At 63.0% G+C, this 23549-nt stretch carries 18 protein-coding genes and 1 tRNA gene; 11 read left to right on the top strand and 8 right to left on the bottom strand.

What is annotated here, in order from left to right; translation table 11 throughout:
* Nucleotides 1-114 precede the first annotated feature (114 nt).
* Genes AC0L2A_RS17045 through AC0L2A_RS17055 form a run of 3 tightly spaced genes read left to right on the top strand, consistent with a single transcriptional unit; the run spans nt 115 to nt 5868 of the window.
* Nucleotides 115-1173: an ImuA family protein gene (locus AC0L2A_RS17045; protein WP_473609762.1), complete on the top strand. Its 1059-nt coding sequence runs from the start codon at nt 115-117 to the stop codon at nt 1171-1173.
* On the top strand, nt 1115-2596 hold the full coding sequence (locus AC0L2A_RS17050; RefSeq protein WP_473609763.1) for a DUF6504 family protein: 1482 nt from the start codon (nt 1115-1117) through the stop codon (nt 2594-2596). The genes AC0L2A_RS17045 and AC0L2A_RS17050 overlap by 59 nt, the downstream gene beginning before the upstream one ends.
* Entirely contained in the window at nt 2593-5868 is a 3276-nt protein-coding gene (locus AC0L2A_RS17055) for an error-prone DNA polymerase (RefSeq protein ID WP_473609764.1), read from the top strand. Before AC0L2A_RS17050 ends, AC0L2A_RS17055 begins: the two co-directional genes overlap by 4 nt.
* 37 nt (nt 5869-5905) lie before the next feature.
* Here the strand turns inward: AC0L2A_RS17055 and AC0L2A_RS17060 are convergent, their stop codons facing one another.
* The 4 genes from AC0L2A_RS17060 to AC0L2A_RS17075 all read right to left on the bottom strand — a co-directional run bounded on the left by AC0L2A_RS17060 (nt 5906) and on the right by AC0L2A_RS17075 (nt 8836).
* A complete protein-coding gene (locus AC0L2A_RS17060) occupies nt 5906-6145 on the bottom strand; it encodes a Trm112 family protein (protein ID WP_473609765.1) in 240 nt (79 codons plus the stop codon).
* 264 nt (nt 6146-6409) lie between these two features.
* Nucleotides 6410-7081, bottom strand: coding sequence for an LON peptidase substrate-binding domain-containing protein (locus AC0L2A_RS17065; RefSeq protein WP_128187761.1), 672 nt, complete (start codon nt 7079-7081; stop codon nt 6410-6412).
* Nucleotides 7082-7247: 166 nt separating this feature from the next.
* Nucleotides 7248-8246 carry a thioredoxin gene (gene trxA, locus AC0L2A_RS17070; protein WP_473609767.1) on the bottom strand — a complete coding sequence of 333 codons (999 nt, stop codon included), beginning with the start codon at nt 8244-8246 and terminating at the stop codon, nt 7248-7250.
* Nucleotides 8247-8338: 92 nt separating this feature from the next.
* Complete coding sequence (locus AC0L2A_RS17075) at nt 8339-8836, bottom strand: prolyl-tRNA synthetase associated domain-containing protein (RefSeq protein WP_128170050.1); 498 nt, start codon at nt 8834-8836, stop codon at nt 8339-8341.
* A 249-nt stretch (nt 8837-9085) separates the two neighbouring features.
* Between AC0L2A_RS17075 and AC0L2A_RS17080 the strand changes: the two genes are divergently transcribed.
* Nucleotides 9086-9160 (top strand) — tRNA-Gly (locus AC0L2A_RS17080).
* A 249-nt stretch (nt 9161-9409) separates the two neighbouring features.
* Here the strand turns inward: AC0L2A_RS17080 and AC0L2A_RS17085 are convergent.
* The 4 genes from AC0L2A_RS17085 to AC0L2A_RS17100 form a co-directional block, all read right to left on the bottom strand.
* Entirely contained in the window at nt 9410-9622 is a 213-nt protein-coding gene (locus AC0L2A_RS17085) for an N-6 DNA methylase (protein ID WP_473609768.1), read from the bottom strand.
* 197 nt (nt 9623-9819) lie between these two features.
* The gene (locus tag AC0L2A_RS17090; protein ID WP_473609769.1) at nt 9820-11427 is read right to left on the bottom strand and encodes a cysteine peptidase family C39 domain-containing protein; all 1608 of its coding nucleotides are present in this window, start codon (nt 11425-11427) and stop codon (nt 9820-9822) included.
* Nucleotides 11428-11469: 42 nt separating this feature from the next.
* The gene (locus AC0L2A_RS17095; protein ID WP_473609771.1) at nt 11470-11643 is read right to left on the bottom strand and encodes a hypothetical protein; all 174 of its coding nucleotides are present in this window, start codon (nt 11641-11643) and stop codon (nt 11470-11472) included.
* Between the two features lie 1151 nt (nt 11644-12794).
* A complete protein-coding gene (locus AC0L2A_RS17100; protein WP_027153653.1) occupies nt 12795-13664 on the bottom strand; it encodes a helix-turn-helix domain-containing protein in 870 nt (289 codons plus the stop codon).
* 106 nt (nt 13665-13770) lie between these two features.
* On the opposite strand from AC0L2A_RS17100, the gene AC0L2A_RS17105 reads away from it, so the two are divergent.
* The 7 genes from AC0L2A_RS17105 (at nt 13771) to AC0L2A_RS17135 (ending at nt 23505) form a co-directional block, all read left to right on the top strand.
* Entirely contained in the window at nt 13771-15042 is a 1272-nt protein-coding gene (locus AC0L2A_RS17105; RefSeq protein ID WP_287377750.1) for an ABC transporter substrate-binding protein, read from the top strand.
* A gap of 338 nt (nt 15043-15380) precedes the next feature.
* Nucleotides 15381-16241: a carbohydrate ABC transporter permease gene (locus AC0L2A_RS17110; protein WP_473609772.1), complete on the top strand. Its 861-nt coding sequence runs from the start codon at nt 15381-15383 to the stop codon at nt 16239-16241.
* On the top strand, nt 16238-17104 hold the full coding sequence (locus tag AC0L2A_RS17115; protein ID WP_023802708.1) for a carbohydrate ABC transporter permease: 867 nt from the start codon (nt 16238-16240) through the stop codon (nt 17102-17104). Before AC0L2A_RS17110 ends, AC0L2A_RS17115 begins: the two co-directional genes overlap by 4 nt.
* A 7-nt stretch (nt 17105-17111) precedes the next feature.
* On the top strand, nt 17112-18221 hold the full coding sequence (locus AC0L2A_RS17120; RefSeq protein WP_473609773.1) for an ABC transporter ATP-binding protein: 1110 nt from the start codon (nt 17112-17114) through the stop codon (nt 18219-18221).
* A gap of 123 nt (nt 18222-18344) precedes the next feature.
* A complete protein-coding gene (locus tag AC0L2A_RS17125) occupies nt 18345-20378 on the top strand; it encodes an aldo/keto reductase (RefSeq protein ID WP_473609774.1) in 2034 nt (677 codons plus the stop codon).
* Between the two features lie 248 nt (nt 20379-20626).
* Nucleotides 20627-21571 carry a MurR/RpiR family transcriptional regulator gene (locus AC0L2A_RS17130; protein WP_473609776.1) on the top strand — a complete coding sequence of 315 codons (945 nt, stop codon included), beginning with the start codon at nt 20627-20629 and terminating at the stop codon, nt 21569-21571.
* Between the two features lie 164 nt (nt 21572-21735).
* Nucleotides 21736-23505, top strand: coding sequence for a flavin-containing monooxygenase (locus AC0L2A_RS17135; RefSeq protein WP_473609777.1), 1770 nt, complete (start codon nt 21736-21738; stop codon nt 23503-23505).
* Nucleotides 23506-23549: the final 44 nt, after the last annotated feature.

Consider the following 23549-nt stretch of genomic DNA (forward strand, 5'->3'; position numbering starts at 1 on the left):
GTTGCCGCTTTCGCTGACAGGAATAAATTCCCCATGACTCCGCTTGACTCTTCGGCCGCCCTCTGGAATCTATTAGAACATAACAGGAACAATTGTGAGTGGAAGCTGACCGTCATGGCGACAAGCGCCGTGGCGCGGGAGACTGTTTTTGCCCTGCGCCGCCAGATCGCGAAGATCGAGGGAACGCTGCCCGAGCGCCTGCAGGCGCCGGCCGGCGCAGCCCCCGTTGATGCGCCCCGGAATCCAACAGCTGATGTCACGCCCAAAAATATCCCGCCCAAAAATCTGACAATTGTCCGCCGCGGCCTCGCCGTGGCGCCGCCCGATGCGTTTGTGCGCACCGGCGCCGAAGGTCTCGATACTGCGCTCAGCGGCGGCCTGCCGAAGGCGGCGCTGAGCGAGATCCATGGCGCCGCGACCCGCGATGCCGGAGCCGTCGCCGGCTTCGCCCTGTCGCTCGTCAGCCTGATCCTCAAACAGGGGCCGCGACTGCCGGTCCTGTGGATCGGCACCGCGGAAATCTTCCGCGAGGCCGGCTTCCCCTATGCCAGGGGGCTTCATCGCCTTTTCGGCATCGAGCCGGAGCAATTGCTGTTTTCCGAGGCGCCAAGGCTCCTCGACGCGCTGTGGACCGCCGAGGAGGCCGCCCGGATGACGGCCCTCGCCGCCGTCATCCTCGAAATCCGCGGCAGTCCGCAGCGGCTGGACCTCACCGCGACGCGGCGGCTGCACGCCCGGGCACAGAGCGCCGGCCGGCCGGTGTTTTTGCTGCGCCAGGCCGGCGAACCCGAGCCGACGGCGGCACCCGTCCGCCTCGTCCTGTCGGCGGCGCCGTCGGCACCACGCGAGACGATCGCCGGGCCGCTCGCCGGCTCGATCGGCTGTCCTGCCTTCACCGTCAGCATCGGCAAGAGCCGCACCGCCTTGCCAGGACAATTCACACTGGAGTGGAACCCCGATGAACGCAGTTTCGAGGAAAGAAGGGCTGGGGAAAGACGGCAGGAACGGGCAGCGAATCCTGTCCCTGTGGTTTCCGCATCTCGCCGCGGAAAGGATCCTGCGCCAGCGTCTGGGGCGGTCCTGGCGTTCGCGGCCGTCGGATCACCTGCCGCTGGTGATCAGCCATCGCCAGGCGAACGCGCAGCGCATCGCCGCCCTCGACGAGCGGGCTGAGGCGCTTCACCTGAAGCGCGGCATGGGCATAGCCGACGCGCGCGCCATGCATCCGTCGATCGACGTCGTGGAAGCCGATCCCGAGGCCGACCGCCGCCTGCTCGAAAGCCTCGCCGACTGGTGCGACCGCTACACCCCGCTGGTGGCGATCGACGCAGCCGATGGCCTGTTCCTCGACGTCACCGGCTGCACCCATCTTTTCGGCGGCGAACGGGCGATGCTGGACGACATCCTGTCGCGCTTTTTCCATCAGGGTTTCGATGTCCGCGCCGGCCTTGCCGCCACACCAGGTGCAGCCTGGGCGGCAGCGCGGTTTTCTGGTGATCGCATCGTCCCCGGTGGCGAGGAGGAAGCGCTTCTCGCGCCCTTGCCGCTGGCGGCGCTGCGCATCGAGCCTGACATCCGCGCCAGCCTGGAAAGCGTCGGTCTGCGCACGGCGGGCGCCGTCATGGCAGCACCGCGCGCGCCGCTCGCCCGCCGCTTCGGCAGATCGCTGCTTTTGCGCCTCGACCAGGCGCTCGGCCGCCTCGACGAGGCGGTGTCGCCGCGCCTGCCGGTGGCGCCGCTTTCGGTCGAACGCCATCTCGCCGAACCGATCATGCTGACCGACGAAATAGAGCGGCTGGTGAAAATGCTGGCGACGACATTGAAGGCGGACCTCGAGCGCCGCGGCGAGGGCGCAAGAAGGCTGGCGCTGCTGCTTTTCCGCGTCGACGGCGCCGTCAGCCGCATCGCCGTCGGCACCTCGCGGCCGTTGCGCGAGCCGCTGCTGATCCAGAAATTGTTCCACGAGAGGCTTGCCGCGCTCGAACAGGACATCGATGCCGGCTATGGCTTCGATCTCGTGCGCCTCTCGGTGCTGTCGGCCGCGGCCTTCGACATGCAGCAGGCGGATCTGACCGGCGAGACGCGCGACGACGGCGCCGACATCGCCCTTTTCGCCGACCGCATCCGCGCCCGGCTCGGCGACAGCGCGGTTTTGAAACCGGTCGCCGTCGAGAGCCATCTGCCCGAGCGCGCCGTCGCCACGCATCCCTATGCGGAGGCGCCGCAAAGGCTCTCTGCGCCGAAGCAGCCGGACAAGACGCCGGGCAAGATGAAAGACACTAGGCCTGTCTTGCGGCCGGAACGGCCGATCCGGCTGTTCCGCTCGCCCGAGCCGATCGAGGTGCCGGCCACCGAAATGCCTGAAGGACCGCCGCTGAACTTCCGCTGGCGGCGCGCGCTCTACCGGGTGGCGCGCGCCGAAGGGCCGGAACGCATCGCCCCGGAATGGTGGCGGGAGGCAGCGGGGCAGGAAGCGACCCGGGATTATTTCCGCATCGAGGATAGCGACGGCCGCCGTTACTGGCTTTATCGCCAGGGTCTCTACGGCGCCTCGCAGGCGGCGCCGCGCTGGTTCATGCATGGGGTCTTCGCATGAACGCGCTGGCGGTCGTTCCCTACGCCGAATTCGGCATCCAGTCGAATTTCTCGTTCCTGCGCGGCGCCTCGAAACCGGAGGAGCTGGTGGTCGCGGCAAAGTTTTTGGGCTTTTCGTCGATCGGGCTTGCCGACCGCAACACGGTGGCCGGCGTCGTGCGCGCCTGGCAGCAGGCCAAGGTGGAAGGTCTTTCCTATCATCCCGGCTGCCGCCTGGTTTTTTGCGATGGCACGCCCGACGTTCTCGCCTATCCGCAGGACCGCAAGGGCTGGGGCCATCTGTGCCGCATGCTGACGCAGGCCAATATGCGCGACGACAGCGAAAAGGGCGCACCGCTGCTCTATCGCGACGATCTTTTCGAATGGGGCGATCTCATGTCGCTGGCGATCCTGCCGGATCTGTCGACGCCGGCGCAGGATCTCAGGCTGATCAGCCGCCTGAAAGATCGCTTCGGCAAGACCCTTCGGCTTGCCGTTTCGCCGGATTATCACGGCAACGACCGCTACCGTATCGAGCAGGCGGCGGCCATGGCCGAGGCATCAAGCATTCCGCTGATGGCGACCAACGACGTTCTTTACCATACGTCCGAACGGCGCCGGTTGCAGGACGTGCTGACGGCGATCCGCCTCAACGTGCCTGTTGCCGAAGCCGGGCTGGAATTGGCGGCCAATGCCGAGCGCCATTTGAAGCCGCCAATGGAGATGGCGCGGCTGTTCCGGCGGCATCCGCAGGCACTGGCGCAAACGCAGCACTTTGCCGGCGAATTGAGCTTCTCTCTCAGTGACCTCCAATACAACTATCCCGACGAACCGACGGAATCGGGCCTCGGGCCCCAGGCCGAACTGGAAAGGCTGGCTCTGGAGGGAGCCGCGATACGCTACCCCTCGGGCGTTCCCGCCGATGTGACCAGGCGCATCCGCGAGGAGCTCGCTTTGATCGAGCGCCTGAATTACGCGCGCTATTTCCTGACTGTCTACGACATCGTCAAATTCGCCCGCAGCCAGGGCATACTCTGCCAGGGGCGTGGCTCCGCGGCCAACTCGGTGGTCTGCTATTGCATCGGCATCACCGAAGTGGGGCCTGAGCGGATCGATTCGCTTTTCGAGCGCTTCATTTCCGAGGAAAGAAACGAGCCGCCCGACATCGATGTCGATTTCGAGCATGAAAAGCGCGAAGAGGTCATCCAGTATATCTACTCGAAATACAGCGCCAAGCGCACCGCGCTTGCCGCGGCCGTCGTCAGCTACCGGGGCCGCTCGGCGATGCGCGAAGTGGCCAAGGCGATGGGCCTGTCGGACGATGTCAGGAGCGCGCTGTCCAGCTCGATCTGGGGCTGGTCGACCTCGGAGCTCGGCGAAAAGGAGACCAGGGCCGGCGGCCTCGATCAGACCGATCCATCGACAAGGCAGGTGATCGAATGCGCCAACGAGATCATGGGCTTTCCCCGTCATCTGTCGCAGCATGTCGGCGGCTTCGTCATCACCAGGGACCGGCTCGACGAGATCGTGCCCATCATCAAGACGGCGATGGACGAGCGCAAGATGGTCGAGTGGGACAAGGACGATCTCGACGCGGTGAAAATCCTAAAAGTCGACGTGCTGGCGCTCGGCATGCTGACCTGCCTGCAGCGCGCCTTCACCCTGCTTGAGGATCATTATCCCGATGCGCGGGATGATTTTGGCCGGCCCTATGTGCTGGCCACCCTCCCTGCCGAGGACAAACATGTCTACGACATGATCTGCCGCGCCGACACGATCGGCGTCTTCCAGATCGAATCGCGCGCCCAGATGTCGATGCTGCCGCGGCTCAGGCCGAAAACATTCTATGACCTCGTCATCGAGGTGGCGATCGTGCGGCCCGGCCCGATCCAGGGCGACATGGTCCACCCCTATCTGCGCCGCCGGCAGGGCAAGGAAAAGCCCGAATACCCCAAGCCGGAACTGGAAGAGATACTCGGCAGGACGCTGGGCGTGCCGCTGTTCCAGGAGCAGGCGATGAAGATCGCCATTGTCGCCGGCGGCTTCAGGCCGGGCGAGGCCGATGAACTGCGCCGCGCCATGGCCACGTTCAAGCGCACCGGCACGATCGGCAATTATCGCAGGCGGATGGTCGACGGCATGATTTTGCGGGGTTACGAAAAGGACTTCGCCGAGCGCTGCTTCAAGCAGATCGAGGGTTTTGGCGAATATGGCTTTCCCGAAAGCCATGCCGCCTCCTTCGCCCTGCTGGTCTATGCCTCCTGCTGGTTCAAGACCTTCTATCCCGACGTGTTCTGCGCCGCGATCCTGAATTCCCAGCCGATGGGGTTTTATCAGCCGGCTCAGCTTGTCCGCGACGCGCGCGACCATGGCGTTGAAATCCGCGAGGTCGACGTCAATTTTTCCGGTTGGGATTGCGCGATGGAAGAAGTGCCTTTCGATCCAACCCGCATCCTCGAACGCCATGCCCAGATGCGCGGCGTCATCCGGACCAGCCATGCCGTCCGGCTGGGTTTCCGCCAGGTCAAGGGCCTGTCGAAGGAGCGCATGGAGGTGTTTGTCGCCAGACGCGGCGACGGCTACGCATCCGTTCGCGATGTCTGGCTGCGCTCGGGCCTCTACGTCGACGAGATCGAGAAGCTGGCGCAAGCCGACGCTTTTCGTTCGCTCGGCCTCGACCGCCGCGACGCCCTGTGGGCGGTCCGCGCGCTCGACGGCAGGAGTGCCACGGAAACCCTGCCGCTGTTCGACCGGCCGGCGATCCGCTTGCGCGATCTCGAGCCCGAGACCAGGCTGCCGACAATGCCGCTCGGCGAGCACGTCATCCACGACTACCGTTCGCTCGGCCTGTCGCTGAAGGCGCACCCGCTTGCCTTTCTGCGCCAGCGGCTGGACCGCTCCGGCGTCACCCCCAATGCGCGCCTCGGCCAGGTTCGGGACGGCAAGCGCGTTTCGGTAGCCGGCCTTGTCCTGGTGCGGCAGCGGCCGGGCAACGCCAAAGCGATTTTCCTGACGCTGGAAGACGAGCAGGCGGTCGCCAACGTCATTTTTTGGGAAAGGACCTTCAACCGCTACCGGCCCATTGTCATGGGCGCGCGGCTGATCCGCGTCACCGGCAAACTGCAGTCGGAATCGGACGTCATCCATATCGTCGCCGACAAGGTCGAGGACCTGACACCCTGGCTATCCGTGCTTTTTGAGGAGAAGCCCGATGTCCCTGTCGTGCAAGACGACCGGCAGGACATCGCGGGGAAGGCAGAAAGGGTCATGCCCAAGGGGCGCAATTTTCAATAGGGGATGTGTCGGCGGGACAGCGAAGGATCACCACGCTTCAGGACGGCCCGCTCAACCGCGGCGGCGGCAATCCGTCGTCGAAGGGGAGCGAGCGTGCCTCCGAAGGCAGCATGATCGGAATGCCGTCACGCACCGGATAGGCAAGCCGTGCGACCCTCGAGATGAGCTCGCTGCGCTCCGGATCCCAGCTGAGGGGACCCTTGGTCAGCGGGCAGGCCAGCAATTCCAGCAGCTTGGGGTCGACATTGGCCTTCTTTCCCTCACGCCCATCCACCATTTTGTCAGTCCTTTCGTTCGTCCTCAGTCTTCGTGCGTTGACGCTGCCCCTCACCTGCCTGCCGGCATCCTCTCCCCGTATAGTGACGGGGAGAGGGACGCTCTCATCGGTGGTTTCGCCAATCACCCGCGTTGCAGAACGTCCGCCAAGGCTGCCGACAGCCCCTTCTCCCCGTCCCTATACGGGGAGAAATGCCCGGCAGGGCGATGAGGGGCGGCGCCGACTTCCGCAATTGGCTTAGTCCCTGCGTTCCTTTTACTTTGTCTACTGCAAACTCGAGCCGAAATCCTCGTTCTCGCGTGCCAGCGCCATTTCGGTGATGGCGATCAGGGTTTCGGCGCGTGTCTTCAGGTCCGCCGCTTCGAGCAGCGCCTGTTTCTCGGCCGGCCCGTAGGGCGCCATCATCGACAGCGCATTGACCAGCATGGCGTTTTCGGCGCGGCTGACGCTTTCCCAGTCGGCTTCAAGATCGTTGGCCTGCAAATAGGCGCGAAATGCCTTGAGCAGCGCCGGCCGGTCGATCTCGGCCTCGGCTTGATCTTCGTCGAGATCGGTGAGAAAGGGTGCAAACCGGCACTGGCGGAAGGGCGTCTTGACCACAAGCTCCTGCACGATGCGGAACCGGCACACCCCTTGCAGCGAAATCAGGTAGCGGCCGTCGCCGCTCTCGGAAAGCGCGATGATACGGCCGGCGCAGCCGACATTGCAAAGCGCCGGCTCGCCGTCGGGACGCCGCGCGCCGTCGAGGCTGGGCTGTATGACGCCGATCAGCCGCGATCCGGCGATCGCCTCATCGACCATCTCCAGATAGCGCGGCTCGAAAATGTTGAGCGGCATGCGGCCGCCCGGCAGCAGCAGGGCGCCTTCAAGCGGGAAGATCGGCACCGTCGGCGGCAAATCCGTATCGAGCCGGTAATGCGCGTTTCCCGCCTGCACTTCAAACCTCCGCTCGCTCCCTCAAGAAGCGCACCAAGCCCGCCCATCCCTTCGCAACCTGGTGCATAATCGCCAGCAAGCGAAGAACGGATCGGTCAGGCCTCCTAATCTGGCGCAGCCGTTGTCGACCGCAAGGCCATCAGGCAAAAACAGCTTGGTGCTGCGCTCAGGAAAACAGCAGCGACGACAATTTGCGCCGCGCCGCCAGCGTTGCCTCGTCGGTCATGCCCCAGGCCTCGAAGAACTGCAGCAACTGCGTCTTGGCGCCGTCGTCGTTCCACGAGCGATCGGCTTTGACGATCGCCAGCAGATTGTCGGCTGCGGCCATGCGCTCGCCGTTGGCGTTCTGGATCATGGCAAGCTCGAAACGTGCCTGATGATCCCCGGGGTTCTCGGCCAGGCGCCGCTCGAGCTCGGCCGGATTGCCAAGTGCTTGTGCCTGCGCGGCGAGCGCCATCTTGGCGCGCACGGCGGCGAGCGGCGGCGCATCCTTTTTTGCTTCCGGCGCCCGCGCCAGCACGGCTTCGGCACCCTCGGCATCGCCGGCCTCGAACAGCAGATCGCCCAGCCCGGCAATCGCCTCGATCGTCTCCGGCGCTTGTTCCAGGATCGCGTCGAAAATGTCCGCCGCGGTCTGCACATCGCCGGCGGCGCGCGCCTCCGCGGCCGCGGCAAGCGCCTCGGCCACCTGCGGCGCACCATTGCCCTTGCCGCCGACCTTCTGGATGAACGCGGCGATCTGGCTCTCGGGAATGGCCCCCATAAAACCGTCGACCGGCTGGCCGTCCTTGAATGCGATGACTGCCGGTATCGACTGGATGCCGAGCTGTCCGGCGATCGAAGGATGGTCGTCGATGTTCATCTTGACCAGCTTGACCTTGCCGCCGGCGGCGGTGACCGCCTTTTCCAGCAGCGGCGTCAGTTGCTTGCAGGGCCCGCACCATGGCGCCCAGAAATCGACCAGCACCGGCTGACGGCGCGATTCCTGGATGACGTCGGCGGCAAATGCTGCCGTCGTCGTCTCCTTGATGACGTCGGCAGCGACAGGCGGGTCGCCAAGCGCGACTTTCTCAGGCGCGGTCTCAGTGCCGCCATACTGCACAGTGGTGGCATACTGTCCGGCATTGCTGCCAAACGGGCCGCCAAATTGATTGTTGTCGCTCATCTCGTGCCCTTTCGGTCGCCGCCCGGCCGCCAGCCCGGCGCAACATCCTTAATTCTCGCTCAGAAGTCGGTATATCGTCATCCATGTGGCGATCATGCCGTGACTTTCAAGATAACAGCATCATGCCCGGTTGCCTCGACGAATTTGACCAGGTCGGCGGCGGCGATTGATGTCGTTGCCTCGTTGGTCAGCGGATGGGCGTTGATGACGGCATGGCGCATCAACTCCTGGTCGAGAACGACCTTGACCCGCAACTGCGTATCGTTGATCAAGCCGAACACGGTGACCGCCCCCGGAGCGACGCCGAGAAGCTCCATCAGCATCTCCGGCTTGCCGAAGGACACGCGCCCGGCGGCGCCGATGATTTGGTGGATCTGCTTGAGATCGACCACCGCCTCCTCATCGACGCTGACCAGGAAGAAATTGTCCTTCCTGTCCTTGAGGAACAGGTTCTTGGTGTGCCCGCCGGCGATTTCCCCGCGCAGCGCCTGCGAATCGGCGACCGTGAACAGCGGCGGATGGCGCAGGGTCGAGACCTCGATCCCGAGATCGGCGAGAAAGGCGAAAAGCTCGGCTTCGGTTTTCGGCATGTCGTTTCTTGTCGGACCTTCTGTTGTAGCGGTTTGGCTTGTTGTCGCGGTTTGGATCATGCCGTTTACGGCCAATGACGCGGCCGAGACAAGACCGTTGCGCGGCAAGGCTGCCGATTGCGTTCCTGTCCGCGCCAGGGAAGCCTCGGTTACGTCGCCGGGTGCCGCCAAAAAACCTGCGATTTCCCTGTTGCAATCGCCGCGCCCTTCAGCCATATAGGCTCGGCTTGCGGCCCAAAAGCCGCGCGAGCGGGTGTAGCTCAGGGGTAGAGCACAACCTTGCCAAGGTTGGGGTCGAGCGTTCGAATCGCTTCACCCGCTCCAGTTTCCCGAAAGGGGAAACAAGCCATTAAAGCGGCCGCCTTCGGGTGGCCGTTTTGCTTTCTTGCATTGGTGACCACAGGGTGACCACGCGCGAGCGGGATATGGCCTGCTTCAACTTCTCTATCCTAAGGTTTGGCGCGCATAAGCGTCGATGTCACCCTGCGCGACGTGATGCCTGGCCGGTTCGATTTCAGGCTTGATGAATCAGCTACTGATCAGACTGAGGCAAAAGCGGAAGCCCGAGTTCTTTTAGATATAAATTGTGCCTCTCCGTTGCCTGACGAATTTGCCCCTCGATCTCGAACAACGGAGCATGTCCCAGTCGTTCGTGAGCGTGTCGCCGTGGTAAATCTCGAACTCAGTGTCCTTCACTCCGCGCAGCAACATGTTCATCCGCGCGAGGTTAAAAGTGGTAATGTTCTTCTCTTGGCCGTAGATCTTGCCGATGCCGTGCGACCCCAAGCGATGACGAGAGTAGCGCGGGCAGCCACAGAAACCAAATCGTCAAATCTGAAAAAAGAGCAGGAAATCAAGCCCCAGAGACAGAGCTTCGGAAGATATGCTCTACGTCGCTCAAGCTACGGATGGAGGGGGTAGAGAATATAAGGTGTAGCGCCTCAACGGCAGAACATTATGCCGCTATCGCCTGGCTCCGTTGATCAATAGCCGGCAAAGTCAAGATCGCCACGGAGCTTCGGATAATAGCTTTGGTCATCGGATATGACGTGGACAGCCTCTTGGTAAGATCCGTTCGGATTACTTCGGTCATGTGACCGGCTGATCGCCAACCCAGGGGCATGGAAAAATAGGCGGCTGTCCTCGCCCATGTTTTTCGCAGTCGCGTCTACAACGCAGTGCGCGAGTATCCTGCGGTCATGGAGGGCGGCTGCCGAGAACGAATCGACAGTGCCAAATTCCGTGACCCACACATAGCGCGGCAGTTCAGTTCCACGCGCCAAGGCATGGACCGCGTCTGTAAGACGGTTCCGCAGCAGGCGATGCTTATATTTCCAGCCATATGTGAGGTATGTCCTCGCGATGACGGAATTTTGCGCGAAATCCGCAAGGAATGCATCGCCGAGAGCGTCGGAAGTTCCGAGGTTGGCCGCATAGTCCTGCTTCACTTGGGGCCAGACATTCCGATACTGCCGTAGCAGGTCCCAGGCGAAGACCTCGGCCTTCTCTGCCGGGAGGAAGACCTTGTCGGGGAGAGGAATGAGTAGGAACTGAACGTTGTCCTCGACGCTGTATGGCGTCTCGCCAACGGGATCACCTGTCCGAATTGGCATTCGGAGGTTCGGCCCCAGCTGATCGTCATTGATGTAGAACGCTGAGCAGAACGCGGCTCGGGTAGGATCGTTGGGGAGGGCTGCAATGGCTGGAGCCTGGTGCGTGAAGACCTGCCCAGAGACGATTACGGCATGCCCTATATCGCTTCCAAGATTCAGCCCGACAATCACCGGGATACCGGAATCGACGTATCGGTTGATCACATCGACGGGCCGAATGCCTTGCCACACGGGAGGATTTACATTGGTGGTCTTGATATACATCAGGGGCTTCCGCCCCGCTACTCGCAACGCCGATACCATACCGTTCAGGCTCAGGAATTCCGAGCCGTTCGGAATCGTCGAGCTGACGCTCGCAAACTCCTGCATCATAGCCGCTTCGGTAATGCCCACTGTCGAAAGCCAGGGGCCTTTATGGCGGGCATGGAAATGGCGGCTTGCCGACCAGATGGTCGCCTGAGCACATGCACCGATCCGCTGGTCCTGTTGCGTCATCGGCAGGCCTTTAACAGTGAGTTGCGCGCCAAGGACATGAGTCTCGTATTCGGCTTTAACGAGCATATGGCTCTCAGTACCAGCCGGTGGAGCTGGTGGTAATAGGGTCGCTTGGGCAAGCGGAGCCTCGTGAATGGGACGCAGGACCAAAAATCCAAGATAGTCATCTTGCCGATCTTGGAGTCGAGCGGCCAGCTCCGAAGGAGACGCCAGATTGACGATCTGGCTGAGGTCGCTTCTAAAAAAATGCGCTCGCTTACACAGCTTCGTATGGCGCTTGAACAGCCTAGAGTAGTATGCGGCGAACGCTTCCGTGAAATCTCGGTCGAGATACTCGTCGTCGATAAGAACGGTCTCGGCACCGAGTTCCCTCAGATGCCTTATGATATTGCTGACGATCCGCCCGTTGAGCTGCCCCGCTTGTAACTCTTGGGTCAGTTGCGTCCAACCGGCCTGATCCAGCAGAATTGCTGAAACAGCCATGCGATATGTCCGAGCGATTCAGTCCTACAGGACGCGCTCCTGCTAGGCGACGAGAAGATGCCCGCTTTTTTGTTCGGCGGTGCGAATATTGGCGTCAATCTGCTTGAGCGCCTCGCGGGTCTCTTGAGAGATTTTCGTGTCGATAGAAGGAATCCTGCGCAGACCCGGCTTTGCCTGGTCGTTTTGCGCCGAATCATCAAAGCGTTTCAGTTCCATGATCGGCTCCCAATCCCTGCCCCCGGAGACCTAAGCTGTTGATCAGACTCGTCAATCTGTGTGCGTGGCGTTACAGAATGCTTTTGAATCAACAGGTTATGGGTCGAATGGTTCCCGGAGTATGCACATTAAGTTCGATCTTGCCACCAAAAAACTTGACAAGCAGGAAAGATGGGGTTCGCGCACTCGAATCCGAGAGACAAATTTTCGCAGGTTTCCGTGACACTTGGCACCGCTTCGGCGGGGTAGATTGTTTTAGCTTGGAGAATCCTCGCGGACCCCACACCACCGCGATGATATGCCGCGCAATGTTGTCCACAGACGCGTCGATGCGTCCTTCGAACTCCCCATCCTTGACTCCATGCTCCGACATGCTGTCGTCGTTTGCAGGTTCAATGCGATCCGGGTCCTCAATGTGTCTCGATCAAGCACCAGGACAGCGCCTCTTTCCTCGCTGTTATCCCTGAACAGGGTGGCAAAGTGAGCAGCCACATCCACGGAGCGGGTGAGGGAAACCACCTGCTCGCCGATCCAGGGGATTTCTATCCGGTTCGCTACAAGGATTGAAAGTGGATAGGTCGTCCCATGGAACAAGCATCTGTCCCCCGGTGACCACCAATTACAGAAGCTCCATGCAACCCTGTCAATGGAAATCGTAGTTAAATCATTGAAATACAACCAGAAAGCGAATTGCATCAAAGCCGGCCCAATCCCAGGAAACGTCTAAGGTGTTCTTGCCAAGGTTGGGGTCGAGCGTTCGAATCGCTTCACCCGCTCCAGTTTCCCAAGCGGGAAACAAGCATCGAAAAGCCGCGGTCCGCCGCGGCTTTTTCGCGTTTGGGCTGCACGGCACCAGCCAGCCGACGCCGAATAAAATTGCAAATCATGTGTGCGCGGCGGCGCATCGTAGCATCGAGATTCTTGGTCGGTTGGCGGGCTCCTTCATCTGTTCGGCCGATGCTGTGGGTCAAGAAAAGGCCGACATTCGAGTCCGATCCTAAGGGATCCCCTGGAACGGTCCTGCCCCTACAGACGGTCCAGAGAGCACCACCGGCCTCAGGGCCGGTGGTGCATTGTTGCGTGGGCGCCAAACCAAACCGTGACCGCCTTGGTGTTCGGCGCCCGGGTCCCAGTCATGTCCTGTGCATCGACTATCGGGCGCCCGCGCCTCTGCGAAAATCCGACGGCGACATGCCGGCCAGCTTGCGGAACGACTTGTTGAAGGCGCTGAGCGAGCCGAAGCCGGAGTCCATGGCGACGCGCAGCACGTTGGCGTCCTGGTGCATCAGCAGCGCCTGGGCGTAGCTGAGCCGCAACAGATTGACATACTCGTTGAGCGTCATGCCGGTCGACTTCTTGAAAACGCTCATGGCGTATTTGGGATGGATGTCGGCCGCCGCCGCGATGTCGACGCAGTCGATGTCGTAGAGGAAATTCTCGGCGATGAAGTCGCACATGCGCCCGACATTGCGCAGCGATTGCTGGTCGAAGGGGCTGCCTGCTTCCTGCTCGATCGGCGTTTCGGGCACCAGCCGGTAAGGCTCGAACCGCACCCGCTCCAGCCGCAGCAAGAGCTCGTTGACGGCGTGCTCGGCCTTGCCCGCATCGCCCGAGCGGACGTAGCGGTTCCAGCGCTCGAAATTGTCGCTGTCCGACCGGTCGGTGGCATTGGTCACCAAGGTCGCGCCGGTCATCAGTCGGTTGCGGACGTCGGCGGGCAGGTGCAGCCGGAAGAAGTGCACCAGCGGCAGATGCGCGCCGGCATAGACGGCATCGTCCGACGCATCGTCCATCTGGTGCGGCAGGCCGCCCCAGAACAGGCACATGTCGCCGGCCGAAAGCGCGATCTCGTGCTCGTCCATGCGGTAGTGCACGGCGCCGCGGACGATGAAATTCACCTCGACCTGGGCATGCCAATGCGGCTTCAGCATCACCAGGGGCTGGGTGTGAAACATCTGCAGCAGCAGCGGCAGACCCTCCACGCTGCTGGCGCCGGGCTGGTAAAACGGCCTTTCCGGCATCTTACTTTCCGCCCATTCTTTATTCCCTTTGTCGCGGACAAGCCTTCGCCAGCGCCTAGTCTAGCCATGCTCGCGAAGAGAGAGCAAATGAAATGGGAGGATTTCAATGCGCATCACACTGACCTGCGCCGCGTTCGCGCTTGCCCTGGGCTCAGCCCCGGCCTTTGCGCAATCCGGCGAAATCACGATCTGGAGCTGGAACGTCGCCGCTTCGTCGCTGAAGGCCACCATAGAAGGTTTTAACAAGCAGTTCCCCGACATCAAGGTCACGGTCCAGGATCTCGGCAACCAGCCGACCTATGACAAGTCGATCGCCGGCTGCGCCGCCGGCGGCGAGGGGCTGCCGGACATCGTAACGATCGAGAACGGTGAGGCCGAGAACTACTGGAGCCAGTTCCCGGACTGCTTCGTCGACCTCCATACGCTCGGCTATACCGCCGAAGACCAGGCAAAATTCCCCGATTTCAAGCGCACCGAACTCGAAGTGGAAGACAAGGCCTATGCGATGCCGTGGGATTCCGGCCCGGTGGCGATGTACTATCGCCGCGACTTCTATGAGAAGGCCGGCGTCGACCCGACCTCGATCAAGACCTGGGACGATTTCATTGCCGCCGGCAAGAAGATCCAGGAGGCCAATCCCGGCGTGACGATGACCAACGCCGATTTCAACGGCGACTCCGAATTCTTCCGCATGATCGCCAACGAGCAGGGCTGCGCCTATTTCGCCGCCGACGGGCAGTCGATCACCGTCAACCAGCCGGGCTGCGTGGCGTCGATGACCAAGATCAAGGAGATGAAGGACGCCGGCATCATCACCTCGGCCGATTGGGGCACCAAGATCACCAACAACACCGCCGACAAGGTCGCCAGCCAGATGTATGGCGGCTGGTACGAGGGCACCATACGCACCGAGTCGCCCGACGGCAGCGGCAAATGGGGCGTCTACCTGATGCCGAGCCTCACCGCCGACGGCCCGCGCGCCGCCAATCTCGGCGGTTCCTCGCTCGCCATCACTTCGGTGTCGAACAACAAGGAAGCCGCCTACGCCTACCTGAAATACTCCCTCGCGACCAACGAGGGCCAGATAGCGATGCTGAAGGGTTTTGGCCTGGTGCCGTCGCTGATCTCGGCGCTCGACGACCCCTATGTCTCCGAAGGACAGCCCTATTGGGGCGGCCAGGCGGTGTGGAAGGACATTCTTGGCACCTTGCCGAAAGTCGTCCCCAGCCGCGGCACGCCGTTCCAGAGCGACGCGGAAATCATCGTCCGCGCAGTGCAGACCAAATATCTCGGCGGCGGCTACCCCGACGCCAAGGCGGCGCTCGACGATGCCGCAAGCCAGATCGCCTCGGCGACCGGCCTGCCGGTCGAGGAGTGAGATGGAGTTTGGCCGAAGAGGGCGAGGGCGGGTTCGAATTCGGCCCCTTCCTGTGACCGTTTCGCTGCCCCTCACCTGCCTGCCGGCATCCTCTCCCCGTATAGTGACGGGGAGAGGGGCGCTGTCATCGACGGTTTCGCCAATCACCAGCGTTGCAGATTGCACGCCCAGATTGCGGCCAGCCCCTTCTCCCCGTCACTATACGGGGAGAAGTGCCCGGCAGGGCGATGAGGGGCAGCGCTGATTTCGACAATTGGTCCTCACCGGAAGTTCATGAACCGCCGTTTGCAGCCGCATCATTAACCCCGCGTTCCAGCGCGAGACAGGAAGGAGAAAGAATGCGCTATCAGAACGCCACGGCGTACCGCTTCCTCGCGCCCTATCTGCTGATCTTCTCGATCTTCTGGCTGTGGCCGATCATCAACTCCTTCCTGATCTCCTTCCAGGCGACGCGCACCGTGCCGTGGCGGTTCGCGCCGACCTTCAACTGGGGCCGGCTGATCGGCGACCCGGCCTTTTTCAACGCCTTGAAGAACACGCTGCTCATCCTCGTCATCCAGGTGCCGGTGATGATCACTTTGGCGATCGTCATGGCGGTGCTGCTCAATTCGTCGCTGCTCAAGGCCCGTGGCCTGTTCCGCTTCGCCTTTTTCGCCCCGGTCGTGGTCGGCGAAGTCGCCTATTCGGCGGTGTTCCGGCTGATGTTCAATCTCGACTACGGCATCATCAACAAGCTGCTGAACAGCGTCGGCCTGCCGCGTATCGACTGGTTTTCCAACGTCACCCCGGCGATGGCGGTGATCATGATCGCGGTGACCTGGCGCTGGGCCGGCTACAACGCCATCATCCTGCTCGCCGGCTTGCAGTCCATCCCCCAGGATGTCTATGAGGCGGCGACGCTGGACCGCGTCAGCAAGCTCAAGCAGTTCTTCTACATCACCCTGCCGCTGCTCAAGCCGATCATCGTGTTCTGCGCCGTGCTGTCGATCATCGGCACCATGCAGCTGTTCACCGAACCGTTCCTGATCACCGAGCGCGGCGGGCCGGGCGGCGGCACCGAAACGCTCGGGCTGCTGCTTTACCGCCAGGGTTTCAGGTCGCTCAATTTCGGCTACGCCTCGGCCATCGCCTACACCATGGCCGGGCTGGCGATCGCCATCTCGCTGGTGCAACTGTGGCTGACGAGGGAGCCGAAATGAGCTCACGTTCCGCTTCGAGCCGTTCCTCCTCCAGCCGCTCCTCCTCCAGATTGGGACGCAGCATCGCGCTGCATCTCTTCCTGACGCCGCTGGCGCTGATCTGGCTGTTTCCGCTGTGGATGATGGTGATCTTCTCGACCATGCCCGATAGGGGCATTTTCAGCCCCAGCATCGAGCTCTTGCCGCACGGCAGCTTCCTCGACAATGTCAACAATCTGCAGCGCGACACCAATTTCATCGGCGCCATCGGCATCTCGGTCTCGGTGGCGGTGACCTATACGTTCCTGTCGGTGCTGCTCACCTCGATGGCCGGCTGGGCGCTGGCGCGCTACCAGTTCTTCGGCAAGGGCGTCGTCGTCGCGATCATCCTCGGCACCATCACGCTGCCCTATGCTGTCGTGCTGATCCCGCAATTCATCATGGTGGCGCGCGACTTCAAGCTCGCCAACACCTGGGTGGCGCTGATCGTGCCGCCGCTGTTCAATTCGCTCGGCGTGCTGTTCATGCGGCAGAGCTTCTCGATGATGCCGGGCGATCTGTTCGATGCCGCACGCGTCGAGGGGGTCAAGGAATGGCGGATCTTCCTGTTCGTAGCGCTGCCGCTGGCGCGGCCGATGCTGGCGGCGCTCGCCATCATCCTGTTCCTTGCCTCCTGGAACAATTATCTCTGGCCGCTGCTGATCAATTCCAAGCCCGGCGCGATGACGGCGCCGGTGGCGCTCGGCACACTGATCGGCCTCACCAAAGTGTCGTGGGGCGGCATCATGGCGGGCGCCGTGATGCTCACCGTGCCGATGCTCGTCGTGTTCGTGCTCTTGCAGCGCCATTTCGTCGCCGGCATTGCCGCCGGCGCCATCAAATAGGATCAGCATGGCAGCGGTCACACTCAAAAATGTCGTCAAGCGCTTCGGCGTTTTCGAGATCGTTCACGGCGCGAACATCGACGTCGATGACGGCGAATTCGTCGTCTTCGTCGGCCCCTCCGGCTGCGGCAAGTCCACGCTGCTCAGGATGATCGCCGGGCTCGAGGACATCAGCGGCGGCGAGATCGCCATCGGCGGCAAGCTAGTGAACAATGTCGAGCCGGCCGACCGCGGCATCGCCATGGTGTTCCAGTCCTACGCGCTCTATCCGCATATGAGCGTCGAGCAGAATCTGAGCTTTGGGCTGAGGATGAACGGCAACCCGAAAGCCGACACCGAGCGGCGGGTGAAGCGGGCCGCCGAGATCCTGCGCATCGCCGAGCTGATGAAGCGGCGCCCGCGGCAATTGTCGGGCGGCCAGCGCCAGCGCGTCGCCATCGGCCGCGCCATCGTGCGCGAGCCGCAAGTGTTCCTGTTCGACGAACCGCTGAGCAATCTCGACGCCGAGCTCAGGGTGCAGATGCGGGTCGAGATCTCGCGCCTGCACAAGGAGCTCGGCGTCACCATGATCTATGTGACGCACGACCAGACCGAAGCAATGACGCTGGCCGACAGAATCGTCGTGCTCAACGCCGGCAATATCGAGCAGATCGGCGCGCCGCTCGATCTCTATGACGACCCCGCCAACCGCTTCGTCGCCGGCTTCGTCGGTTCGCCGAAGATGAATTTTTTGGCGGCACAAGTGGTCGGCAACGACGGCAATGCGACGGTCATCGAACTCGCCAACCATGGCGGCGCTCGGCTGCGGAAACCACTGTCGGGCGCCCCGCCTGCGGTCGGCGCCGAGGTCGTGCTCGGGGTGCGGCCGGAGCATTTCTTCGAGGCCGGCGAAGGCGACTGCGACATCGCCGTCAAGGCCGATGTCGCCGAGCACCTCGGATCGGTGAGCTACGTCTATGCCAATGCCGGGGCCGCCCCGGGGGCCAATGCCGGACCAGAGGAACTGATCATCGAGCGCGAGGCGTCGCGGCAGCGGGCGACTGGCGACCACATGGTGGTGTCGATCAAGGCTGGCCAATCGCTTCTCTTCGACAAGTCAGGTGCTCGCATTCGCTAGTGCCAAAAGCATGCCCTCGGGCGTGAACTGCGCAGCGGTTTGGGACAACGCCATGCACACCAAGACTCGCAATTTTTCTTTCACCAACTCGCGACGCCGAGGCGACCCCAAGGAGATCCAGGAATGACGTCCGAACCACAAAAGATCCGCTGGGGCATTCTCGGGCCCGGCACCATCGCCAAGGCCTTTGCCGGCGGCGTCGCCCATTCGCGCACCGGCACATTGGTCGCCATTGGTGCGCGCAATCCCGGCAAACCAGGCCTCGCTGAAAACTTCCCTGGTGCCCGCATCCTCGACGGCTACGAGGCTTTGCTCGCCGATCCGGACGTCGATGCGGTCTACATTTCGACGCCGCACCCCAGCCACGCCGAATGGGCGATCAGGGCGGCCGAGGCCGGAAAACATGTGCTTTGCGAAAAGCCGATGGGGCTCACCGCTTTCGAGGCCGACGCGATGATCCATGCAGCGCGCAGGGCCGGCACCTTTCTCGGCGAGGCCTTCATGTACCGGCTGCATCCGCAGACGGCAAAGCTGGTCGACCTCGTCAGGTCCGGCGCAATCGGCGAGGTGCGCATGGTGAAATCGAGCTTCGGCTTCGCCATGCCTGGCTTCATGCCGGAGCACCGGCTTTATGCCAACGATCTCGCCGGCGGCGGCATTCTCGACGTCGGCGGCTACCCCGTTTCGATGGCGCGGCTGATTGCCGGGGCCGCATCGGGAAAGCTTTTCGCCGAGCCGGACAAGGTGGCGGGTGCGGCGCATCTCGGCCAGTCCGGCGTCGACGAATGGGCTTCGGCGCTGCTGCATTTTCCCAACGGCATCGTCGCGGAAGTCTCCTGCGGGATCTCGCTCGCCCAGGACAATGTCCTGCGCATCCTTGGTACCAAAGGCCGCATCGAGGTCGCGGATTTCTGGTATGCGAGCGGCAGGGAAGGCGGCACCGGCGAGATCCGCATCATCCGTTCAGGCGGTGAGGAGGTGGTCGAGGTCAGGGAAGACCGCTGGCTCTACGCTTTCGAGGTCGACGCCGCCGGCGAGGCGATCCTGGCCGGAAAGCAGGAGTTTGCCTGGCCGGGCATGGGCTGGGCCGACAGTCTCGGCAATCTGCGTGTGCTCGACAAATGGCGTGCCGCCATCGGGCTCGAATACGAGATCGAAAAACCCGAAAAACGCGTCGACACCATTTCCGGCCGGCGGCTGCGCTCCGGTGGCACCACCATCCCGAAGCGTGAAATTCCGGGCCTGCCGCGGCCGGCCTCGTGCCTGGCGCTCGGCTTCGAGGATTTTCGCACCTTCTCCTCCGGCATGATCCTGCTCGATGCCTATTTCGAAGCCGGCGGCAACGTCTTCGACACCGCCTTCATCTATGGCAGCGGCTACACCGAAACGCTGCTCGGCCAATGGTTGAAGAGCCGCGGCGTGCGTGAGCAAGCGGTGGTCATCGGCAAGGGCGCGCACACCCCGCTCTGCTATCCCGATGTGATCGGCAAGCAGCTCACCCAGTCGCTCGACCGGCTGCAGACCGATCATGTCGACGTCTATTTCATGCACCGCGACGATCCCGACGTGCCGGTCGACGAATTCGTCGATGCGATGGACCGGGAGGTCAGGGCTGGCCGCATCCGCGGTCCGTTCGGCGGCTCGAACTGGACGAGGGAACGCATGGACGAGGCGATTGCCTATGCCGAGCGGACCGGCAAGCAGAAGCCTGGCGCGCTTTCGAACAATTTTTCGCTGGCCGAGATGCTGGTGCCGATCTGGCCGGGTTGCGTCACCTCGTCGAGCGATGACTGGAAAGCCTGGCTGACCGCCCGGCAGATGCCCAATTTCGCCTGGTCGAGCCAGGGCCGGGGTTTCTTCACCGGCCGCGCCGGGCGTGACCAGCGTGACAATGAAGAGCTGGTCCGTGTCTGGTACTCCGAGAAGAATTTCGGCCGCCGCGACCGGGCGATCGAGCTCGCCAACCGGCTGGGCAAGAGCCCGATCCATGTCGCGCTCGCCTACGTCCTGGCCCAGCCGTTCCCGTCCGTCCCGCTGATCGGACCACGCACGCTCGACGAACTGGAGGACAGCCTGCAGGCCCTCGACATCGCGCTTTCGCCCGACGACATTGCGTGGCTGGATAGCGGATCGGATCAGCATCGACGCACGGGCTGAGGGGGGCATCGCTACGCTTTCCTTCTCCCCTTGTTGTGGGAGAAGGGGAGGCGCGCGTCCCGTAACTATCCAACTTGTGGTCGAACGGCGACCACGGCTCTAGTCATCGGGATCGTTTGCATCGCGACTACAGTGTTGTTTGAATTAGCTTTTCTATTTCTTGAAAAGCTTGTTGCTTTCCTACATACTTCGCAAACCGACCGCGCAAACATGATAGAGATCGAGCTCCACAAACGGCGGGATGAGTCATGACCGAAGCTGAAGGCCATGCACGATTGACCTCGGACGGCGACCCGGATGGACGCGATCATATCAGGCGCATCCCCGACATCATTTCGCTGGTCAAGGATTCTTACGGTGAATTGCGCCCGGCGGAGCGGCGCGTCGCCGATGTCGTGCTCGACGATGTCAAATTCGCGGTCGGCGCTTCCAACGCTGCACTTGCCCAGCGCGCCGAGGTCAGCGAACCCACCGTGACCCGGTTCTGCCGCGCCATCGGCTGCGAGGGGGTGCGCGATTTCAAGCTGAAGCTGGCGCAGAGCCTGGTCGTCGGCGCGCTCTATCTGAGCAGGCCGCCGCCGCTGAGCGGCGACAATGGCATGCCGTTCTGGAATGCCGTGTTCGGCGAGGCGCGCCGGGCGCTGCAGGAAGCCGAACGGCAGCTTGATCCGGCGCAGCTGGTGAAGGCCGCCGAGCTCATCGCCAAGGCGCGCCAGGTCACGGTGTTCGGCCTCGGCGGCAGCTCTTCGGCGCTGGCGCAGGAAACCCAGTACCGGCTGTTCCGCTACGGCATCACTGTCGTCGCCCAATGCGACCCCTATCTGATGCGGATGACCGCCTCGACCCTGAAGCCCGGCGACCTGGTGATCGCCATTTCGGCGACCGGACGCACCCGCGAAGTGATCGAGGCCGTCGAACTGGCCAAGCATTACCGCGCCAATGCGATCGGGGTGACCGCGCCCGATACCGAGCTTGCGCGCGCCTGTGACGTTAGGCTGACGGTGGCGGTGCCCGAATATCCCGACACGCTGAAGCCGACCGCCTCGCGCTTCGCCTTTTTGGCCGCGATCGACCTGATGGCGGTGGCGGCAGCCTACAAGCTCGACGGCTCGGCCCGCGAAACCGTCCGCCGCATCAAATACAACGCCCAGATCCACAGGACGGGCAAGGAGATGGAGCCGCTGGGAGATTGAAGCCCCCCTCATCCGGCCGCTTCGCGGCCACCTTCTCCCCGTCGGGGAGAAGAGGGTTGGCGCCGGCGTCGACAGCCTCCTCTCCCCTCGGGGAGAGGCCAGCCGAGCGAAGCGGAGGCTGGGTGAGGGGGCAGCGCCGACTTGAAAAGGAAGAAGGACAACACATGCTCGACATGGCACCCTCAAAACAGGCGGCCAGCTGGCTTTCCTCTCTCTCCCGCGCCCTCGAGGCGGGGGACGCCGCGGCCGCGACCGATCTGTTCGTCGAGGATTGCTACTGGCGTGACCTGCTGACCTTCACCTGGAACATCAAGACGATGGAAGGCCGTGCGGCGATCCGCGACATGCTGGACGCCACTCTGGCGGGGACCAGGCCGACCGCCTGGCAGCTCAGTGGCGAGGCAAGCTCGCACGAAGGCACGATAGAGGCCTGGTTCAGCTTCGAGACGTCGTCGGCGTGGGGCCATGGCAACATGCGACTGCAGGACGGCAGGTGCCGGACGCTGTTCACGGCGATGAGCGACCTCAAGGGTTTTGAGGAGCGCAAGGGACCGGCGCGGCCGCTGGGTGTCCGCCACAAGGCCGACCCGGACCGCGAGACCTGGGCCGAGGCGAGGGCGCGCGAGGCGCGTGATCTCGGTGCCAGTGAGCAGCCCTATTGCCTGGTCATCGGCGGCGGCCAGGGCGGCATCATGCTGGGCGCGCGGCTGCGGCAACTCGGCGTGCCGGCCATCGTCATCGAGAAGAATGCGCAGGCCGGCGATTCCTGGCGCAACCGCTATCGCTCGCTCGTGCTGCACGATCCGGTCTGGTACGACCATCTGCCCTACATCCCGTTTCCGGAGAACTGGCCGGTGTTCACGCCCAAGGACAAGATGGGCGACTGGCTGGAAATGTACACGCGCGTCATGGAGCTCAATTACTGGACCTCCACAGAATGCATCAGCGCGTCCTACGACGAAACCAAAAAAATCTGGACGGTCGAGGTCGATCGCGCCGGCGAGCGCATCTCGCTGATGCCAAAACACATCGTCTTTGCGACCGGCGCCTATGGCCCGCCGCGGCGGATCGACCTGCCGGGCGCCGCTGCGTTCCAGGGCGAAATCCTGCATTCCAGCCAGTATTTTAGCGGCGAGACATTCCGCGACAGACGCGTCGCGGTCATCGGCGCGGCGAGTTCGGGGCACGATGTCGCCGTCGACCTCTGGGAGAGCGGCGCTGCGGTGACCATGATCCAGCGCTCGCCGACGACGGTGGTGAAGTCAGACACGCTGATGGAGGTCGGCTTCGAGATTTTTTCTGAAGATGCGCTGGCCCGCGGCATCACCACCGAAAAGGCCGACATGATCGTCGCCTCGACGCCGTTCGCGCTGCTGCCGCAAACCCAGCGGGCGCTGTACGACATCATCAAGGCGCGCGACGCGGCCTTCTACGACCGCTTGCGCGGCGCCGGATTCGCCATCGATTTCGGCGACGACGAGACCGGGCTGCTGATGAAGGCCTACCGCACCGGCTCGGGTTACTATATCGACGTCGGCGCGTCCGATTTGATCATCGACGGCGCGATCGGCATCCGCAGCGGCGTCGAGATCAAGTCGCTGACGCCAACCGGAATCCTGTTCGACGACGGCAGCGAACTGGCGGCCGACGCAATCATCTCCTGCACCGGCTACCAGTCGATGAACGAGACCGTGGCGGCGATCGTCTCGCGCGACGTCGCCGACGAGGTCGGGCCGTGCTGGGGGATTGGCTCGGGCGTGAAAGGCGACCCGGGACCATGGCAAGGCGAATTGCGCAACATGTGGAAGCCGACGGCGCAGGAAGCGCTGTGGTTCCACGGCGGCAATCTGGCGCTGTCGCGCTTTTACTCGAAATATGTGGCGCTTCAGATCAAGGCGCGGATGGAAGGGATGGCGACGCCGGTCTATGGATAGCAGCGCTCCTCTCCTTCTCCCCTTGTGGGGCCCGAAGGGCGGGC

This window comes from Mesorhizobium sp. WSM4844, from assembly GCF_055811775.1.

Excerpts from the sequence above, each read along its gene's own strand:
- AC0L2A_RS17105 (WP_287377750.1), top strand. The coding sequence starts at position 13,771 with ATGCGCATCACACTGACCTGCGCCGCGTTCGCGCTTGCCCTGGGCTCA.
- AC0L2A_RS17130 (WP_473609776.1), top strand. The coding sequence starts at position 20,627 with ATGACCGAAGCTGAAGGCCATGCACGATTGACCTCGGACGGCGACCCG.
- AC0L2A_RS17100 (WP_027153653.1), bottom strand. The coding sequence starts at position 13,664 with ATGCCGGAAAGGCCGTTTTACCAGCCCGGCGCCAGCAGCGTGGAGGGT.
- AC0L2A_RS17135 (WP_473609777.1), top strand. The coding sequence starts at position 21,736 with ATGCTCGACATGGCACCCTCAAAACAGGCGGCCAGCTGGCTTTCCTCT.
- AC0L2A_RS17125 (WP_473609774.1), top strand. The coding sequence starts at position 18,345 with ATGACGTCCGAACCACAAAAGATCCGCTGGGGCATTCTCGGGCCCGGC.
- trxA (WP_473609767.1), bottom strand. The coding sequence starts at position 8,246 with ATGAGCGACAACAATCAATTTGGCGGCCCGTTTGGCAGCAATGCCGGA.
- AC0L2A_RS17115 (WP_023802708.1), top strand. The coding sequence starts at position 16,238 with ATGAGCTCACGTTCCGCTTCGAGCCGTTCCTCCTCCAGCCGCTCCTCC.
- AC0L2A_RS17090 (WP_473609769.1), bottom strand. The coding sequence starts at position 11,427 with ATGGCTGTTTCAGCAATTCTGCTGGATCAGGCCGGTTGGACGCAACTG.
- AC0L2A_RS17095 (WP_473609771.1), bottom strand. The coding sequence starts at position 11,643 with ATGGAACTGAAACGCTTTGATGATTCGGCGCAAAACGACCAGGCAAAG.
- AC0L2A_RS17120 (WP_473609773.1), top strand. The coding sequence starts at position 17,112 with ATGGCAGCGGTCACACTCAAAAATGTCGTCAAGCGCTTCGGCGTTTTC.
- AC0L2A_RS17045 (WP_473609762.1), top strand. The coding sequence starts at position 115 with ATGGCGACAAGCGCCGTGGCGCGGGAGACTGTTTTTGCCCTGCGCCGC.
- AC0L2A_RS17055 (WP_473609764.1), top strand. The coding sequence starts at position 2,593 with ATGAACGCGCTGGCGGTCGTTCCCTACGCCGAATTCGGCATCCAGTCG.
- AC0L2A_RS17110 (WP_473609772.1), top strand. The coding sequence starts at position 15,381 with ATGCGCTATCAGAACGCCACGGCGTACCGCTTCCTCGCGCCCTATCTG.
- AC0L2A_RS17060 (WP_473609765.1), bottom strand. The coding sequence starts at position 6,145 with ATGGTGGATGGGCGTGAGGGAAAGAAGGCCAATGTCGACCCCAAGCTG.
- AC0L2A_RS17075 (WP_128170050.1), bottom strand. The coding sequence starts at position 8,836 with ATGCCGAAAACCGAAGCCGAGCTTTTCGCCTTTCTCGCCGATCTCGGG.